Source organism: Streptomyces collinus Tu 365 (assembly GCF_000444875.1).
In the GTDB taxonomy this organism is placed as follows: Bacteria; Actinomycetota; Actinomycetes; order Streptomycetales; family Streptomycetaceae; genus Streptomyces; species Streptomyces collinus_A.
Genome location: NC_021985.1, coordinates 2,940,221 through 2,957,566 on the forward strand (window position 1 = coordinate 2,940,221; position 17,346 = coordinate 2,957,566).

At 74.7% G+C, this 17,346-nt stretch carries 14 protein-coding genes; 9 read left to right on the forward strand and 5 right to left on the reverse strand.

The annotated features are described in order from the left end of the window. Positions 1 to 41 precede the first annotated feature (41 nt). The 3 genes from B446_RS12685 to B446_RS12695 form a co-directional block, all read right to left on the reverse strand. Positions 42 to 1,307 (reverse strand): NAD(P)/FAD-dependent oxidoreductase, encoded by a 1,266-nt coding sequence (locus tag B446_RS12685; protein WP_020939838.1) that lies wholly within the window; start codon positions 1,305 to 1,307, stop codon positions 42 to 44. 152 nt (positions 1,308 to 1,459) lie between these two features. Then, entirely contained in the window at positions 1,460 to 2,734 is a 1,275-nt protein-coding gene (locus tag B446_RS12690; RefSeq protein WP_020939839.1) for a deoxyguanosinetriphosphate triphosphohydrolase, read from the reverse strand. An 86-nt stretch (positions 2,735 to 2,820) separates the two neighbouring features. Further along, complete coding sequence (locus B446_RS12695; RefSeq protein ID WP_020939840.1) at positions 2,821 to 3,699, reverse strand: sirohydrochlorin chelatase; 879 nt, start codon at positions 3,697 to 3,699, stop codon at positions 2,821 to 2,823. 216 nt (positions 3,700 to 3,915) lie between these two features. Between B446_RS12695 and B446_RS12700 the strand changes: the two genes are divergently transcribed. Together B446_RS12700 and B446_RS12705 are read left to right on the forward strand one after the other, a co-directional pair. After that, positions 3,916 to 4,593 (forward strand): SanA/YdcF family protein, encoded by a 678-nt coding sequence (locus B446_RS12700; protein ID WP_020939841.1) that lies wholly within the window; start codon positions 3,916 to 3,918, stop codon positions 4,591 to 4,593. A gap of 354 nt (positions 4,594 to 4,947) precedes the next feature. Next, complete coding sequence (locus tag B446_RS12705; RefSeq protein WP_020939842.1) at positions 4,948 to 7,266, forward strand: molybdopterin oxidoreductase family protein; 2,319 nt, start codon at positions 4,948 to 4,950, stop codon at positions 7,264 to 7,266. Here B446_RS12705 and B446_RS12710 read toward each other — a convergent pair. Further along, positions 7,253 to 7,687, reverse strand: a complete 435-nt coding sequence (locus B446_RS12710) for a gamma-glutamylcyclotransferase family protein (protein WP_020939843.1) — start codon at positions 7,685 to 7,687, stop codon at positions 7,253 to 7,255. The two genes, B446_RS12705 and B446_RS12710, sit on opposite strands and share 14 nt — an antisense overlap. 141 nt (positions 7,688 to 7,828) lie before the next feature. On the opposite strand from B446_RS12710, the gene B446_RS12715 reads away from it, so the two are divergent. The 6 genes from B446_RS12715 to nirD all read left to right on the forward strand — a co-directional run bounded on the left by B446_RS12715 (position 7,829) and on the right by nirD (position 15,653). After that, positions 7,829 to 9,478, forward strand: a complete 1,650-nt coding sequence (locus B446_RS12715) for a M4 family metallopeptidase (RefSeq protein WP_020939844.1) — start codon at positions 7,829 to 7,831, stop codon at positions 9,476 to 9,478. 369 nt (positions 9,479 to 9,847) lie between these two features. Next, positions 9,848 to 10,492 carry a hypothetical protein gene (locus tag B446_RS12720; RefSeq protein WP_020939845.1) on the forward strand — a complete coding sequence of 215 codons (645 nt, stop codon included), beginning with the start codon at positions 9,848 to 9,850 and terminating at the stop codon, positions 10,490 to 10,492. 152 nt (positions 10,493 to 10,644) lie between these two features. Beyond that, positions 10,645 to 11,292: a class F sortase gene (locus tag B446_RS12725; RefSeq protein ID WP_020939846.1), complete on the forward strand. Its 648-nt coding sequence runs from the start codon at positions 10,645 to 10,647 to the stop codon at positions 11,290 to 11,292. 171 nt (positions 11,293 to 11,463) lie between these two features. Beyond that, complete coding sequence (locus tag B446_RS12730) at positions 11,464 to 12,678, forward strand: NAD(P)/FAD-dependent oxidoreductase (protein WP_043475459.1); 1,215 nt, start codon at positions 11,464 to 11,466, stop codon at positions 12,676 to 12,678. After that, positions 12,679 to 15,288 carry a nitrite reductase large subunit NirB gene (nirB, locus tag B446_RS12735; protein WP_020939848.1) on the forward strand — a complete coding sequence of 870 codons (2,610 nt, stop codon included), beginning with the start codon at positions 12,679 to 12,681 and terminating at the stop codon, positions 15,286 to 15,288. It abuts the gene before it with no gap. Then, on the forward strand, positions 15,285 to 15,653 hold the full coding sequence (nirD, locus tag B446_RS12740) for a nitrite reductase small subunit NirD (protein ID WP_020939849.1): 369 nt from the start codon (positions 15,285 to 15,287) through the stop codon (positions 15,651 to 15,653). The genes nirB and nirD overlap by 4 nt, the downstream gene beginning before the upstream one ends. A gap of 6 nt (positions 15,654 to 15,659) precedes the next feature. Here the strand turns inward: nirD and B446_RS12745 are convergent, their stop codons facing one another. Continuing rightward, positions 15,660 to 16,592, reverse strand: a complete 933-nt coding sequence (locus tag B446_RS12745; protein WP_020939850.1) for an oxidoreductase — start codon at positions 16,590 to 16,592, stop codon at positions 15,660 to 15,662. A 116-nt stretch (positions 16,593 to 16,708) separates the two neighbouring features. On the opposite strand from B446_RS12745, the gene B446_RS12750 reads away from it, so the two are divergent. Next, on the forward strand, positions 16,709 to 17,269 hold the full coding sequence (locus B446_RS12750) for a DUF4232 domain-containing protein (protein ID WP_078614693.1): 561 nt from the start codon (positions 16,709 to 16,711) through the stop codon (positions 17,267 to 17,269). The last annotated feature ends 77 nt before the right edge of the window (positions 17,270 to 17,346 follow it).

Sequence of the window (17,346 nt, forward strand, 5' to 3'; positions counted from 1 at the left end):
ATTCTACGGGGGCGGTCGGACAGTGCCGGTCCCCGTGGGGTTCAGGAGGCGAGGCCGTCGAGCGGTACGTGCGGGTCGGCGAGGGCTTCGGTGTCCACCGCGGCCCGGGAACGGATGAGCCGCTGGATGGGGTCTGTGACATCCCACACGTTCACGTTCATCCCGGCCAGGACCCTGCCCTCGCGGACCCAGAACGCGATGAACTCCCGCTTGCCCGCGTCGCCGCGGATCACCACCTGGTCGTAGGACCCCGGCGGCGCCCAGCCGCTGTACTCCATGCCCAGGTCGTACTGGTCGGTGAAGAAGTACGGCACGCGGTCGTAGGTGACGTCCTGGCCGAGCATCGCGCGGGCCGCGACCGGGCCGCCGTTCAGGGCGTTGGCCCAGTGCTCGACCCGGATGCGGGTGTCGGAGAGGGGGTGCGGGAACGCGGCGACGTCACCGGCCGCGTGGATGTCGGGGTCGGAGGTGCGCAGCCGCTCGTCCACCAGGACCCCGCCGCCGTGCGCCCGGTCGGCCAGTTCCAGGCCGGCCGCCTCGGCGAGCGCGGTGCGCGGTGCCGCGCCGATCGCGGCGAGGACGGCGTGCGCCGGGTGCTCCTCGCCGTCGTCGGTGCGGGCGGCGAGGACCACGCCGTCCTGGCCGACGATCTCGGTGAGTCGCGCCCCGAAGTGGAAACGGACGCCGTGGGCGCGGTGCACTTCCGCGAACACGTTGCCCAGCTCGGGGCCGAGGACGCCGTGCAGCGGGGTCTGCGCCGGTTCGATCACGGTGACCTCGGCGCCGTACTCGCGGGCCGCCGCCGCGACCTCCAGGCCGATCCAGCCGGCGCCCGCGATCACGAGGTGCCCGTTGTCCCGGCCGAGCGAGGTGAGGACGCCCTTGAGCCGCTCGGCGTGGGCGAGGCGGCGCAGATGGTGGACGCCCGCCAGGTCCGTGCCCGGGATGTCGAGGCGGCGGGGCTCGGCGCCGGTGGCGAGCAGCAGCTTGTCGTAGTGGACGAGGGTGCCGGCGTCGCCGAGGCGCACGGTCCGCGCGGTGCGGTCGATCCGGTCGACGGTCTGGCCGAGGTGCAGCTCGACGTCGTTCCGCGCGTACCAGGCGGGCTCGTGCACGAAGACGCTGTCCCGCTCCTCCTTGCCGAGCAGATAGCCCTTGGACAGCGGCGGCCGCTCGTAGGGGTGGTCGCGCTCGTCGCAGATCAGTATCACCCGGCCGGTGAAGCCCTCCGCCCGGAGCGTCTCGGCCGCCTTGGCGCCGGCGAGACCGCCTCCGACGATGACGAATGTCTGATCCGCGTCGACCACTTGATGCCTCCTCGTAAGGGTGCCGCCACATGCGAGCGTCCCGCACCCGGCGTGCTGCGGGAAGGGGGTGTGACCCGATCAGGCCACCCTTGGTCACTTTCCCTTCGGATATGCCCCGCCTCGGACATGTCCCGCTTCGGACATGCCCCGTCTCAGCCGCGCCCCGTCAGTCTCGCGTGCAGCGAGCGGGCGGAGGCGTCGGTGAGGGAGGCGATCTGGTCGACGATCACCCGCTTGCGCGTGTGGTCGTCCGACGCCTGGTCGAACAGGGCCCGGAACTGCGGGTCGAGGCCGTCCGGGGCGCGGGCGGTGAGCGCCTCGGCCAGTTCGGCGACGACGATCCGCTGGTCGGCGCGCAGCCGCTCCTGCTCGGCGCGCTGCATGACGTACCGGTCGGCGACCGCCTTGAGCACGGCGCACTCCATGCGGGCCTCGCGGGGTACGACGAGTTCGGCGTCGTACCGGGTGAGCCGGCCGCCGCCGTACGCGGCGCGGGTCGCCACCTCGGCGGCCAGGCAGAACCGGCCGATGAGCTGGCTGGTGGCGTCCTTGAGGCGGGCCTGGGCGGCCGCGGTGCCGTCGTAGCCGTGCGGCCACCACTCCTGGTCCTGGAGGCGGTCGAGGGCCGCGGCGAGCTCGGCCGGGTCGGTGCCGGCGGGCACGTACCGGCCGACGGCCACGGCGAACACCGCCTGCCGTTCGGGCTCGGCGTGCAGGCAGTCGGGGTCGATGTGACCGGCGTGCAGGCCGTCCTCCACGTCGTGGACCGAGTAGGCCACGTCGTCGGACCAGTCCATGACCTGGGCCTCGAAGCAGGTGCGGGTGCCGGGGGCGGTGCTGCGGACCCAGTCGAAGACCGGGCGGTCGTCCTCGTAGACGCCGAACTTGGGGGAGGCCGGGTCGGTGGGGTGGGCGCCGCGCGGCCAGGGGTACTTGGTGGCGGCGTCCAGGGCGGCGCGGGTGAGGTTGAGACCGACGGAGCCGTCGGGGGTGAACCGCTTGGGCTCGATGCGGGTGAGCAGCCGGAGCGACTGGGCGTTGCCCTCGAAGCCGCCGCAGTCGTCGGCGAACTCGTTCAGCGCCTGTTCGCCGTTGTGGCCGAAGGGCGGGTGACCGAGGTCGTGGGAGAGGCAGGCGGCCTCCACCAGGTCGGGGTCGCAGCCGAGGGCCGCCCCCAGTTCGCGGCCGACCTGGGCGCACTCCAGGGAGTGGGTGAGGCGGGTGCGGGGGCTGGCATCCCACACCTGGCTCGAGGCGCCCGGGGTGACCACCTGGGTCTTGCCCGCCAGCCGGCGCAGCGCGGCGGAGTGCAGGACGCGGGCGCGGTCGCGCTGGAAGGCGGTACGGCCTGGGCGCTTGTCGGGCTCCGGGGCCCATCGTTCGAGGGACGTGGGGTCGTAGGTGTCGAGGAGTGCGATGCCTTCCATGATTCGACAGTAAGCGTCGGCGGTGACAATCGGGGACTGCCGGGCGCCCGGTGGTGGGCCGGGTCGTGCCGGGGCCGGTCGGCCGGTCAGGCGGACGCCGGCCGGGCCCCGGCCGTCGCCCGGGCCTGGTCGTAGCGGTGCAGGACCAGGCGGGCCATCGCCTCGTGGGCGCCCAGGGGCGCGGAGGCGATGCCGGGTGCCTGTGCCGCGCACTGCGTCGCGAAGCGGCCCGGCGCGGTGAAGCAGGAGGCCACGGCCACGTCGGGGCGGCCCCGCGCGGCCAGCGCGCGCAGCGCGGTCGCCACCGTCGGGGTGGCCGCGGAGGCGTACGCGGGGACCACCGGGACGCCCAGCCGGCCGGCGAGCAGGCGGGCGGTGCGGCGGGTGTCGGCGGCCGAGTCGGGGTCGCGGGAGCCGGCCGCGGCGAGGACGACGGCGCTCGTGCCGCGGGCGGCGGTGTCCGGGCGCCAGCCGGCCTCCGTCAGCCGGGCGTGCAGGGTCTCCACGAGGAGCGGGTGGGGGCCGAGCGGGGCGGCCACCCGCGCCCGCGCCGACGCGGCCGCCGCCATCTCGGGGATGTCCCGCTTGACGTGGTAGCCGCGCCCGAGCAGCAGCGGGACGAGGACGGCCGGGGCGGCGCCGAGGGCCGCGAGGGTGTCCGGGAGCAGCGGCTCGTTCAGCTCGATGTGGCCCAGGCGGACGCGGAGCGAGGGGCGCAGCGCGCGCACCAGGCCCGCCAGGGCCCGTACGGTGTCGAACGCGCGCGGGTCGCGGCTGCCGTGGGCGACGAGCACGAGGACGGGCGGGGCGGCGTCCCGGGCGGCCGCCGGGGCCGTACGGCGGCGTCCGCCGGGGTGGACCGGCCGAAGCCGGTCGGCGAGCGGACTGCTGATGCCGTTCATGAGGTGCGCCGTGGTGTCGAGGTGGCGGGCGGGCTCGTCGCGGAGGGGGTTCGACGCCGTCATGGAAGGATCCTGGCGGTGGGAGGTTGCGCGGCCGTTGCCGGGCCGTCATCACTGTTTTCCGTGGCCTCACGTCGTACGGATGCACGAGGTGAGGCCCCTGTGCGCTGAACCGGACCGGCCGCGTTCGCGTCCTCCATGGTCGGGACCGATGGCCGGGCCCGAGGGGGCGGAACCGCTGGCCGGGACCGCCGGCCGCACCGATCCGTGGGGGACCGCATGAAGATCCGTCGACCGCGGCTGCCGCGCACCCGCAGGGGCCGGCGGCTGCTGGTGCAGTCCGTGATGGCCGCGTGCGTGCTGGCGCTGCTGCCGGCCACCTGGCTGTACGTGACCACGGCGGACCGGCTGCGGACGACGGCGGACGTGCCGCGCACGGAGGTGGCCGTGGTGTTCGGGGCCGGGCTGTGGGACGGGGAGCCGTCCCCCTACCTCGCGCACCGGCTGGACGCGGCGGCCCGGCTGTACCGGGCGGGCCGGATCGAGGTCGTGCTGGTCACCGGGGACAACAGCCGCGAGGACTACGACGAGCCGGACGCCATGCGCGCGTACCTCACCCGGCACGGGGTGCCGGCCCGGCGGATCGTCGGCGACTACGCCGGTTTCGACACCTGGGACTCCTGTGTCCGGGCCAAGAAGATCTTCGGGGTGGACCGGGCGGTGCTCATCAGCCAGGACTTCCACATCCGGCGGGCGGTGGCGCTGTGCGAGGCGGCCGGGGTGGACTCGTACGGGATCGGCGTGGCCGCCAAGCACGACACGACCTGGTACTACGGCGGGACGCGCGAGGTGTTCGCGGCGGGCAAGGCGGCGCTGGACGCGGCCTTCCGCCCCGACCCGCAGTTCCTCGGCCGCAAGGAGCAGGGCGTCGCACGGGCACTCGCGGCGGGACGCTGAGCCGGGCCTGTTCGGCGGGGCCCGTCCCGGGACCGCTCGGCGGCCGGTTCGACGGGCGGCGGTGGCCGCCCACGGCTGGGGGTGGGGCGGGCGATGGCGGTCGCCTGCGGCGGGCCTTCGGCAGGCCGAGGCGGTCGTCCCGTGGCAGGGCTCGGCGGCGGGCGGCGGGTGGCTGTCGGCGGCTGCGGCGGGCGGGCAGCGGCGTTGACCCACGGCGGGCGCGGCGGCCGCCGCCTCACGGCGGGCGCGGCGGCCGTCGCCTCACGGCGGGCGCGGTGGCGCGGGGAGGTCGTCGTCCCGGTCGTGTAACCGGGAGCGGGGCGGGGCGTAACACGCCCGAAGCACGCTGTCCGCATGGACACCACCGCGACGCCCACCCACTGTCCGTACTGCGCCCTGCAGTGCGGGATGAACGTCACCCCGCTGCCGCAGGGGGGCGTCGCGGTGACCGAGCGGCCGGACTTCCCGGTGAACCGGGGCGCCCTGTGCGGCAAGGGCCGCACGGCCGCCGAGGTGCTGTCCCCGGCGGTACGGCTGACCTCGCCGCTGGTGCGCTCCGGCGGCCGGCTGGTGCCTGCCTCCTGGGAGGAGGCGCTGGACCGGATCGCCGGGGCGCTGGGGTCGGTCCGGGAGCGGTACGGCGCCGACGCGCTCGGCGTGTTCGGCGGGGGCGGCCTGACGAACGAGAAGGCGTACGCGCTGGGCAAGTTCGCGCGGGTGGTGCTGGGCACCTCGCAGATCGACTACAACGGCCGCTTCTGCATGTCGTCGGCGGCGGCCGCGGGCACCAGGGCGTTCGGGCTCGACCGTGGGCTGCCGTTCCCGCTGGAGGACGTCCCGCGGACCGGATGCGTGATCCTGGTGGGCTCCAACCTCGCCGAGACCATGCCGCCCTCCCTGCGCTTCTTCAGCGAACTGCGGGCGAACGGCGGCACGCTGATCGTGGTGGACCCGCGCCGCACACGGACCGCCGAGCAGGCCGACCTGCACCTGGCGCCCCGCCCGGGCACCGACCTCGCGCTCGCGCTGGGCCTGCTGCACCTGGTGGTCGCCGAGGGCCGCACGGACGAGGAGTTCATCCGCGAGCGCACGACGGGCTGGGCGGAGGCCCGGGCGGCCGTGATGGGGCACTGGCCCGAGTACGTGGAGCGGATCACGGGGGTGTCCGTTCCACAACTACGCGAGGCCGTGCGGCTGTTCTGCGCGCCGGAGTCGGCGATGGTGCTGACGGCGCGGGGACCGGAGCAGCAGTCGAAGGGAACGGACACGGTGAGCGCGTGGATCAACCTGTGCCTGGCGACCGGCCGCGCGGGCCGCCCGCTGTCCGGGTACGGCTGTCTGACCGGGCAGGGCAACGGGCAGGGCGGGCGCGAACACGGCCAGAAGGCCGACCAGTTGCCCGGCTACCGCAAGCTGGACGACCCGGCGGCGCGGCGGCACGTGGCCGGGGTGTGGGGCGTGGACCCCGACACGCTGCCGGGCCCGGGGCGCAGCGCGTACGAGCTGCTGGACGCGCTGGGCGGGGACGTCCGCGCGCTGCTGCTGATGGGGTCCAACCCGGTGGTGTCGGCCCCGCGCGCGGCCCACGTCGAGGAGCGGCTCGCCTCGCTGGACTTCCTGGCCGTGTGCGACGTGGTGCGCTCCGAGACGGCGGAGCTGGCGGACGTGGTGCTGCCGGTCACCCAGTGGGCCGAGGAGACGGGCACGACGACCAGCCTGGAGGGCAGGGTCCTGCTGCGCCGCCGGGCGGTCGCCGCGCCCCCGGGCGTCCGCAGCGACCTGGAGGTGCTGCGCGCCCTGGCCGCCCGTCTCGGCGTGGAGAAGGGCTTCCCGGCCGACCCCGAGGAGGTCTTCGAGGAACTGCGCCGGGCCAGCGCGGGCGGCCCGGCGGACTACTCGGGCATCACCTACCGCCGACTGGCCGAGGAGGACGGCCTGTTCTGGCCGTGCCCGGCGCGGCCGGCGACGGACGACGACGGCCCCGCGGGAAGCGGCGGCCGCGCAGGTGACGGCGGCTCCACGGGGAACGACGGCTGCACGGGGAACGACGGCTCCACGGCGAACGGCGGGCCCGCAGGGAACGGCGGGCCCGCGCCCGCCGCGTCACCCGCGCACGCCGAACACCCCACGCAAGCCGAACACGCCACGCGAGCCGGACCCCTCGCGCACCCCGGAACCCCCCGCCTCTTCCTCGACCGGTTCGCCACCGGGGACGGGCGGGCCCGGTTCGTGGCGGTGGCGCACCGGGCGGGTGCCGAGGAGCCGGACGCCGAGTACCCGCTGCTGCTGACGACCGGCCGGGTGGTCGCGCAGTACCAGTCGGGGGCGCAGACCCGGCGGGTGCCGGAGCTGAACGCGGCGGCGCCCGGACCGTTCGTCGAACTGCATCCGCGGCTCGCGGCCCGGCTCGGGGCGGCCGAGGGCGACCCGGTGGCCGTGGTGTCGCGGCGCGGCCGCGCCGTGGCCCCCGCCCGGATCACCGCCGGCATCCGGCCGGACACGGTGTTCATGCCCTTCCACTGGCCGGGCGAGGGCCGCGCCAACACCCTGACCAACCCGGCGCTCGACCCCGTGTCCCGCATGCCGGAGTTCAAGGCGTGCGCGGTGCGGGTGGAGGCGCTGGGCCCCGGTGAGCGGGGCGGCCGCGCGGCCGGGCCGGTCAGCGGCGGGTGAGCCAGTCGCCGTCCGTGAGGGCGGTGCCGCGGTCGAGCAGTCCGGCGGCGACCCGGGGTGCCGCCAGGTACACCCAGGCCCGCACGGTGCCGCCGTCCGGGCGCCGTACGTCCCGGGCGACGCGTTCGTAGAGGTTGCCCGGGTCGCCCGGAACGTACTCCTCCAGCCGGTCGAGTTCGGCCAGCAGGCGGTCGTACGACTCCGGCAGCGCGGTGACCAGTTCGCCGTGCACCGGTCCCGCTCCGGGCCGCTCCACGGCGTAGGGGTAGCCGGGGCCGTCGTAGAGCGCCGCATCGGGCAGGCGGGCCGGTTCCTGCGACGCCGTCCGCCCGCGCAGGAACAGGTCGTGGTTGGCCTCGCCGGCGCGCAGGGTGCCGTAGACGAAGAACGGCAACGGGTGCCACGGGTCCGAAGTGATCACGGAAACGATTCTGCATCCCCCCGCCCTCCCCACACATCTCCATGAAGGCGCTATGGACATGACATGTCATGGCCCCTTAAATCTCTGTCACGACCGCCGCGCCATCCCCCACGCCTCACAGGCGCCTCCCCGAGGAGACAGATGAGTCGGATACGCCAGCACGTCCGAGGTCCCCGTCGTCTCGCCACCGCCGGCATCGCCGTCACCGCCGCGACCCTCCTGGCCACCGCCCTCTCCCCCGCCGCACAGGCCGACGCCCGGCCGTCCCGGGCCACCGCCGTGCACCACGCCGCCGCGGCCCTCGTGGCGCACGCGGCGAGCCTCGGCCTGACCTCCGCCCAGAACACCAGCGTCCGCGACGTCGTCGTGGACCGGAACGGCACCCAGCACGTCCGGTACGACCGCACCTACCGCGGACTCCCGGTGCTCGGCGGCGACTTCGTGGTCCACCTCGCCCCGGACGGCGCCTACCGCAACGCCGACCGGGCCACCCGGAGCCGGCTGTCGCTGTCCTCGGTCACGCCCGTGGTCTCCGGTCCCAGAGCCGCCGGCCTCGCGGTGAACGCCCTGCGCGCCGCCAACCTCGGCGAGGCGCTGAAGCGGGTGAAGGCCAAGCCCGAGCTGGTCGTCGACGCCCTGCACGGGGCGCCGAAGCTCGCCTGGCGGACCAACGCCGTCGGCCAGGACTCGCTCGGCAACCCGGTCGCCCGGACCGTGCTGACCGACGCCCGCACCGGTGCCCAGATCGACGCCTGGGACAGCATCGAGACCGCGGCCGGCGACGGCGCCTCCCTCTACAGCGGGACCGTCGCGCTGGAGACCACCCAGTCCGGGTCGTCGTACCAGCTCAAGGACCCGACCCGCGGCAACACCTACACCGGTGACGCGCAGGGCAAGACCGACCTGTGCTTCTTCGGCATCTGCTTCAGCCGCGCCCCCGCGACGCTGTTCACGGACGCCGACAACCACTGGGGCACCGGCGCCACTTCGGACCGCGCCTCGGCCGCCGTCGACGCCCAGTACGGCACGAACGAGACCTGGGACTACTACAAGAACGTCCACGGCCGCAACGGCATCGCGGGCGACGGAAAGGGCTCGTACAACCGCGTCCACTACGGCAGCAACTACAACAACGCGTTCTGGGACGACAGTTGCTTCTGCATGACGTACGGCGACGGTGACGGCACCACCTTCGGGCCGCTGGTCGCGCTGGACGTCGCCGGGCACGAGATGTCCCACGGGGTGACGTCGAAGACGGCCGCCCTGACCTACTCGGGCGAGTCCGGCGGCCTCAACGAGGCCACCTCGGACATCCTCGGCACCATGGTCGAGTGGTACGCCAACAACTCCTCCGACCCCGGTGACTACCTCATCGGCGAGAAGATCGTGAAGCCGGGCTTCGGCAAGGCCGCCCTGCGCTTCATGGACAAGCCCTCCAAGGACGGCAACTCGGCCGACTACTGGAGCAGTTCGGTCGGCAACCTCGACGTCCACTACTCCTCGGGCGTCGCCAACCACTTCGCGTACCTGCTCGCCGAGGGCAGCGGCGCGAAGACCATCAACGGCGTCAGCTACGACTCGCCGACGTACAACGGCTCGTCGGTGACCGGCATCGGCCGGGACAAGGTCGGCAAGATCTGGTACCGGGCGCTGACGGTCTACATGACGTCCTCCACGAACTACGCGGGCGCCCGCACGGCCACCCTCAACGCGGCCAAGGACCTCTACGGCGCGGGCAGCGCGGAGTACAACGCGGTGGCGGCCGCGTGGAGCGCGGTCAACGTCAACTGACCCCTTCCCGCATCGCAGGGGGCCGGTGCCCGTCCGGGCACCGGCCCTCCGCCGTGCCCGCTCCCCCGCGCCCCCGCTCAACCGCGCCCGCTCAACCGCGCCCGCCGGGGATCGGCTGACGTGGCGTCACCCGTTCACCGGCGCCCGTCGCTCCATTCGTGTGTTCTTCGCACTTGTTATTCCGCATGCCTCTACACACGCCGCTGACCTGCACGAACGCGCCCCCGCCGGGCCCCGCGAGGGCCCCGGTGGCCACCCGTTCGGCACAGTCCCGACGAGATCTCGGCAAGCGGTCCGGGCCGAGTGCCACTTACCTCGGAAGGGCAGGGGCGCACCCCTGAACGAGTCGGACAAGCTCTGGGGAGCACCATGCGACGCACCGCCCGTCTGCTGACCGGTACCGCGCTCGCCGTGGCGACGGCGGGACTCGCCACGGCACCGGCCCACGCCGCCACGGCCGTCCGCACCGCGGTCCGCCCGCCGGGCGCCGCGGCCGGCGCCGGGACCGTGGCCCTGCTCGGCCCCACGGGCGTCGGCGGGCTCACCCTCCCGCTCCCCGCCCGCCCCCTCGGCGCCCTGACCGACAGCCTCCAGGTGTTCCCGTCGATGACGGCGCCGGGCAGCCAGGTCACCGTGAACACCGCGGCGTGCGGCGAGAAGAGCACGGCGCTCGGTGACGCGGGCGCGGTCGGCGCCGGGACGTTCACGCTGGCGCCCAGCACCCACGAGGGCGAGGCCATCGGGCAGTTCCGGGTGCCGTCGAGCGCGCAGCCCGGGACGTACGAGATCGTCGCGAAGTGCGCGGACGGCACCCGGCAGGTCACCGGTGACCTGGTCGTGGCGCTGGCCGCGGCGCACGAGCAGGTGCAGCCGCGGGGAAGTGTGAAGACGGGGGTCGGTGGCGCACTCGGCAACGACCCCGTGCAGACCACGGCGGGTGTGGCGGCTCTGGCCGTCGCCGCCGCGGGCGGTACCTGGCTCCTGCATCGCCGGGCGAGAGGCGACGGGATCTGACGGACACCCTCCGCTGTCCGTCCGCCGGTACCGCAAGCCCCCGCCCCCTCCGGGTCCGATGCCCCTCGCGGCCCGGAGGGGGCCGGGGCCCACCTCGGGGACCCGTCCGGGTCCCGCCGCGCCGGAGGTACGCCTCCGGGAGAGGGGTTCACATGCGCAGGATCGGGGACACCGCGATAGCCGCGGTCACCGTCGTCGCCCTGGGCACGGCGGTGTGGCTGCTCGGCGCCGGGAGCGGGACGCACGCGCCGCCGCAGCCGGCGGCCGCCGAGGGCCGGCCCGACCCCGCCGAGGAACGGCTCACGGCCGCCGCGCTCGAACCGTCCCCGCCCACCCGCATCCGCATCCCCGCGATCCGCGTGAACGCCCCCCTGATGGGCCTGGCGCTCACCCCCTCGGGCAGCCTGGACGTGCCGCCCGCCGAGAAGAAGAACCTCGCCGGCTGGTACGAGGCCGGCACCACCCCCGGGGAGACCGGCACCGCCGTCGTCGCCGGCCACGTCGACAACACCGAGGGCCCCGCCGTCTTCTACGACCTCGGCGCCCTCAGGCGCGGCGCCGTCATCGAGGTGGACCGCCAGGACGGCACCGTGGCCGTGTTCACCGTGGACGCGGTGGAGGTCTACTCCGCCCGCGCCTTCCCCGACGACAAGGTGTACGGCGCGGCCGCCCGCCCCGAGCTGCGCGTCATCACCTGCGGCGGCGGCTACTCCAAGACCACCGGTTACCAGGGCAACGTGGTGGTGTTCGCCCACCTGACCGGCAGCCACGCCGTCACCTCCCGACCGGCAGCCACCTGACCGGCGGCCGGCGGACGGCCTCCTGAGCGCAGTGGCACGACCGCCTCCCCGACCCGCGTCCGGCGCGTGCGCGGCCCCTCACACCCCCGGCGCGCCCCCGCTGAGGGCAGCGTTCCCGCCGGGAAACAGGAGCGATGCGGCCGGGTAACGTCGGGCCCGCACGCTGCCTGCATGACCTCGGAGACGCGTGTGGTGGTGATCGGCGCCGGCCTCGCGGGCGCCCGCCTCGCCCGCCGCCTGGGCGAGCTGGGCACGCCCGCGCTGCTCGTCGGCGACGAGGCGCACCCGCCCTACAACCGGGTGCTGCTCGCCGAGGTGCTGGCCGGCCGGTACGCGCCGGAGGTGATCACCCTCCCCGCACCCGCCGCCCACGTCCGCGCCCGCGTCACCGGCATCGACCGCGCGGCCCGGCTGCTGCACCGTGCCGACGGCCCGCCGATCGGCTACGGCACCCTGGTGCTGGCCACCGGGTCCAACCCCGTGCTGCCACCGCTGCGCGGCCTGTTCACCCCCGGCCACCGGCTCCCCCAGGGCGTCCACGCGTTCCGCACCATGGACGACTGCCTGGGACTGTCCGCCGCGGTCGGGCCGGGGGTGCGGGCGGTCGTCGTCGGCGGCGGTCTGCTCGGGGTCTCCGCGGCCCGCGCGCTGGCCGCGCGCGGCGCCCAGGTCGTCCTCGCGCAGCAGGCCGAGCGGCTCATGGAGCGCCAGCTCGACCCGCGCGCCTCCCACCTGGTGCTGCGGCATCTGAGGGAGCTCGGCGTCGAGGTGCACACCGAGTGCCGGGTGCGGGACGTGCGCACGGCCGGCGGCGCGGTCCGCTCGGTCGAGCTGGCCGACGGGTACGCGCTCGACGCCGACCTGGTGGTCCTGGCCTGCGGGGTGCGGCCGCGTACGGGCCTAGCCGAGCAGGCGGGCCTCGCCGTCCGCGAGGGCGTCCTCGTCGACGACGAACTGCGCACCTCCGACCCGCGCGTGCACGCCGTCGGCGACTGCGCCCGGCACGACGGGACGCTCTACGGCCTGGCCGCCCCGGCCCTCGAACAGGCCGACGCGCTGGCCCGGTTGCTCGCCGGCGACGCGGACGCCCGCTACACCGGCACCCGTTCCCTGACCCGGCTGACCCTCACCGGTCCCGGCTCCCCCTTCGACCTCGCCGCGTTCGGCGAGCCCGAGGGCCGCCCCGGCGACGACGTGGTGCAGCTTGCCGACGCCACCCGGGGCACCTACCGCAAGGTCGTCGTCCGCGACGACCGCCTGGTCGGCGGGGTCCTCGTCGGCGAACTCGGCACCGTCGGCGCGCTCGCCCGCGCCTGGGAGGGAGCGGAGCCGCTTCCCGTGGACGGCCCCCTGCTCCACCTGCTCACCCATGATGGAGGCTCCTGAATGACCGCCGCCCCGGGGGCCACCCCCACGATCGTGCTCGTCGGCCACGGCATGGTCGGCCAGCGTTTCCTCGAAGCGCTCGCCGAGCGCGGCCTGACCGCCACCCACCGGGTGGTCGTGCTGTGCGAGGAGCCGCGCCCGGCCTACGACCGCGTCCAGCTGACCTCGTACTTCTCGGGCCGGACGCCCGAGGACCTGTCCCTGGCCGACGCCGGGTTCCTCGCGGACCACGGCATCGAACTGCACCTCGGCGACCCGGCGGAGCACGTCGACCGCGCGGCACGCACGGTGACCGCCCGCTCGGGCCTGGTGATCGACTACGACGTGCTCGTCCTGGCCACCGGCTCCTACCCGTTCGTGCCGCCCGTGCCGAACAGGGACGCCACCGGCTGCTTCGTCTACCGCACCATCGAGGACCTGCTCGCCATCGAGGAGTACGCCGGGGCCGGCGCCACCACCGGCGCCGTGGTCGGCGGCGGCCTGCTCGGCTTGGAGGCGGCCGGCGCGCTCAAGGGGCTCGGGCTCGCCACCCACATCGTGGAGTTCGCTCCGCGCCTGATGCCGGTGCAGGTGGACGACGGCGGTGGCGCGGCGCTGCTGCGCACCGTCCGGGACATGGGCCTGACGGTCCACACCGGCGTCGGCACCCAGGAGATCGTGACGGACACCACCGGTGCCGTCACCGGCATGAAACTGTCCGACGGCTCCGAACTCGGCACCGACATGGTGGTGTTCAGCGCCGGGGTCCGCCCCCGCGACCAGCTCGCCCGCGGCTGCGGCCTCACCGTCGGCGAGCGCGGCGGCATCACCGTCGACGAGCAGTGCCGTACGGTCACGGACCCGCACGTGTTCGCGATCGGCGAGTGCGCGCTGGCGGCGGACGGCCGGGTGTACGGCCTGGTGGCCCCCGGCTACGAGCAGGCCGAGACGGCCGCCGCGACCATCGCAGCCGACGAGGCGTCCTTCACCGGCGCCGACCTCTCCACCAAGCTGAAGCTGCTCGGCGTGGACGTGGCGTCCTTCGGCGACGCGCACGGCACCGCCGACGGCTGCCTGGACGTGGTCTACTCCGACTCGCGCGCGGGCCTGTACAAGAAGCTGGTCATCGGCGGCGACGGTACGCTGCTCGGCGGCATCCTGGTCGGCGACGCGGAGGCGTACGGCACCCTGCGCGCGCTGACGGGCTCGGTGCCCCCCGTCTCCCCCGAGTCCCTCGTCCTGCCCGCCGGAGCGGAGTCGGGGGCCTCGCTCGGCCCGGCCGCGCTGCCGGACGAGGCGGTCATCTGCTCCTGCCACAACGTCAGCAAGGGCACCGTCCGCGGCGCGGTCACCGAGCACGCGTGCACCACCGTGCCCGAGGTGAAGAAGTGCACCAGGGCGGGCACCGGGTGCGGAAGCTGCGTCAAGGTGCTCGGTCAGCTCGTCGACGCGGAGCTGGAGGCGAGCGGCGTCGAGGTCGACAAGGGCCTGTGCGGCTGCTTCGGCCGGACCCGCGAGGAGCTGTACGAGATCGTCCGCGCCCTGCGCCTGACGTCGTACCCCGAACTGCTGGACCGGTTCGGCCGCGAGGACGCCCGGGGCGGCGAGGGCTGCGAGGTCTGCAAGCCGGCCGTCGGCTCCATCATCGCCTCCCTCGCCCCGGTGATCGGCGCGAGCGGCTACGTCCTGGACGGCGAGCAGGCCGCCCTCCAGGACACCAACGACCACTTCCTGGCCAACCTGCAGCGCAACGGTTCGTACTCGGTCGTGCCGCGCATCCCCGGCGGGGAGATCGCGCCGGAGAAGCTGATCGTGATCGGGGAGGTCGCCCGCGACTTCGGCCTCTACACGAAGATCACCGGCGGTCAGCGGATCGACATGTTCGGCGCCCGGGTCGAGCAACTGCCCCTGATCTGGGCGCGACTGGTGGACGCGGGCTTCGAGTCCGGGCACGCCTACGGCAAGTCGCTGCGCACGGTGAAGTCCTGTGTGGGCTCCACCTGGTGCCGGTACGGCGTGCAGGACTCGGTCCGCATGGCGATCGACCTGGAGCTGCGCTACCGGGGACTGCGCTCCCCGCACAAGCTGAAGTCGGCGGTCTCCGGCTGCCAGCGCGAGTGCGCCGAGGCCCGGTCCAAGGACTTCGGGGTGATCGCCACCGCCCACGGGTGGAACCTGTACGTCGGCGGCAACGGCGGCGCGACCCCGCGCCACGCGGACCTGCTGGCGCAGGACCTGTCCGATGCCGAACTCGTCCGGCTGATCGACCGGTTCCTCATGTTCTACATCCGCACGGCCGACCGCCTGGAGCGCACCGCGGCCTGGCTGGAGCGGATCCCGGGCGGCCTGGACCACGTGCGGGACGTGGTGGTGCACGACTCGCTCGGCATCTGCGACGAGCTGGAGGAGCTGATGCGGGCCCATGTCGCCCACTACCGCGACGAGTGGGCCGAGACGATCGACGACCCCGAGAAGCTGGCCCGGTTCGTGTCCTTCGTGAACGCCCCGGACAGCCCGGACCCGGTCGTCGCCTTCGTCCCCGAACGCGACCAGATGAAGCCCGACCTGCCGCTGCTGTCGATCGGCATGCGGCCCGCCGACGACGTCCTGGAAGGAAGTGCCCAGCGATGACCCTGGCACCGGAGACGACCGGCCTGAAGGTGCAGCTCCGCTGGACGGAGGGCTGGTTCACCGTGTGCGACCTGCACCGGGTGGCTCCCGGCCGCGGAGTGGCCGCCCTGCTGCCGGACGGCGGCCAGGTGGCCGTGTTCCGCGACCGCTCGGACCGCCTCTACGCGATCGGCAACCGCGACCCGTTCACCGGGGCGGCGGTACTCTCCCGCGGCCTGACCGGCACCCACCGGGGCCGCCCCTTCGTGGCGTCCCCCCTGCTGAAGCAGCGCTTCGACCTGCAGACCGGCGCGTGCCTGGACGACGAGTCGGTCCGGGTACGGACGTACGAGGTGCGGTGCGCTCCCGCGGGGACGGGTACGTGAGGCCGTTCAAGCCCCCGGAGGGCTGAAGTCGACCCCGGTCAGCCGCGCCGAGACGTCCCAGAGGCGGGCGGCCATGCGGTCGTCCTTGGCCCAGGGGGCTCGCCAGGAGGGCGCGGGCGCACCCCGCCACATGGCGAAGGACGGCCCGTGGAACGAGTCGGGCCGCACGCCGGGCGCGGTCGCCGCGTACAGCGTGGGCAGGGCGCCGGCCTCCGCCGGCTGGGCGAAGACCTGGTTGCCGAGCCGCATGACCCGCTCGGCGACCCGGCGCCCCTCGGCGCGTGGCCCGGCGGTCTGGAGACCGGTGGCGGCGTAGCCGGGGTGGGCGGCGGCCGCGACGACGTCCGCTTCGCACACGGCGAACCTGCGGGCCAGCTCGTGCGTGAACAGGAGATTGGCGGTCTTGGAACGGGCGTAGGCGACCCAGCGCCGGTAGGGGCGGCCGCCGCCGAGGTCCCGCAGGTCGATTCCGGCCAGGGCGTGCATGAGGCTGGAGACGGTGACGACCCGGGCGCCCGGGGTGGCCAGCAGGGCGGGCGCGAGGAGAGCGGTGAGGGCGAAGTGGCCCAGGTGGTTGACGCCGAACTGGGTCTCGAAGCCGTCCGCCGTGGTCCCGCGAGGGAGCGCCATCACGCCGGCGTTGTTGATCAGCAGGTCGATCCGCTCGTACGGCAGCCGGGCGGCGAAATAGCGCACGGACCTCAGGTCGCCGAGGTCGAGCCGCCGGACCTCGGCCTCGGCCCGGGGCACCTCCTCCAGCAGCCGCTCCGCCGCCTCACGCCCCCGCGTCTCGCTGCGGCAGGCGAGCACGACTCGTGCCCCCTTGCGGGCGAGCTCGCGCGCGGTGACGTAGCCGAGCCCGCCGTTGGCCCCGGTGACGACGGCCGTGCGGCCGCTCTGGTCGGGGATGTCGGCGGTGGTCCAACGGGGCCCGTGCACGGCGTGTCAGCCACCTTTCCCGCATCGGCCGGCGGACCGCACAACTTTTCCCGCCGGAGGTGCATCCAACATAGCGACCTTCATCCATCCATTCGCCCTCTGGAGGCGGATGCACCATGTTTCTGACTTTTCAGTACCCTTCCCTCGACCGGGCCCGACGCCTCCCCCGGAGGGGCCTGCCCGCCGCCCTGACGGCGGTGGCGGCGGCCCTCGCGACAGCGGGGATCGCCTGGGGAGCCACCGCGGCCACCGCGACCGCGGCTCCGGCGGGCCCGCGCACCTGCGCCCTGGACGACCTATACGTCTCGATGGGCCACAAGGAGGGTGCGGCGGGCTCCCTCTACTGGTCCGTCGTCTTCACCAACACGAGCAGCACGAAGTGCGCCCTGCGCGGCTACCCGGGCGTCAGCGCCGTGGACACCGCCCACCACCAGATCGGCCCGGCGGCGACCCACTCCGGCTCGCCGTACTCCACCGTCACCCTCACGCCCGCCCACACGGCGACGGCCGTGCTCCGCACCACCAACGGCCCGATAGGCGGCCCCTGCCAACGCACCGCCTCCTACCTGCGCGTCTACCCCCCAGCCTCCCACACGGCCGTCCTGGTCCCCGCCCCCTGGAAAACCTGCTCGAACACTTTCCGGACCGGCCCGGTGAACACGGAGGGCACCATCTGAAGACTGGCCCGGACTTCTTCTGAGGGCGGCACCCCACCCACGGTCTCGAGTGCCGCCCTCTCGGTCCTTCCGAAAAC